This window comes from Myxococcus llanfairpwllgwyngyllgogerychwyrndrobwllllantysiliogogogochensis (assembly GCF_006636215.1).
In the GTDB taxonomy this organism is placed as follows: domain Bacteria; phylum Myxococcota; class Myxococcia; order Myxococcales; family Myxococcaceae; genus Myxococcus; species Myxococcus llanfairpwllgwyngyllgogerychwyrndrobwllllantysiliogogogochensis.
In genome coordinates, this window is sequence record NZ_VIFM01001044.1 from 1 (window position 1) to 382 (window position 382).

Annotated in this window: 1 protein-coding gene; it reads right to left on the reverse strand. The window is 73.3% G+C overall.

Annotated elements, in window-relative coordinates:
• The coding region (locus FJV41_RS56780) for a TerC family protein (RefSeq protein WP_497812697.1) at nucleotides 1-337 on the reverse strand (337 nt) is incomplete at its 3' end.
• Nucleotides 338-382 lie beyond the last annotated feature (45 nt).

Sequence of the window (382 nt, forward strand, 5' to 3'; positions counted from 1 at the left end):
TGTAGGGCTTGGGCACGTGCACGTCCAGGCCGTCCAGGATCAGCACCGCACCGATCATCAGGATGAAGGCCAGGGCCAGCATCTTCACGGTCGGGTTGGCGTCGATGAAGCGGCCCAGCGGGTTGGCGGCCAGCAGCATCACCAGCACCGACAGCAGCCCCCAGTAGAGGAAGCAGGTGCGCAGCGGCCGGTCGTGCCAGGCATGGGCCAGGCCCTCGCCGATGGAGCGCGCCACGGCGCCGGCCGGTGGCGTCTGCCCGGCCGCTGGCCGCGTCCGCACCCGGCCGAGCATCCAGCCGGAGACGGCGAAGCTCAGCGCATCCAGCGCGAAGGCCACCCCGGTGCCGGTCGCGTCCGCCGGCTGGCGCGCACCCGCTCCGCC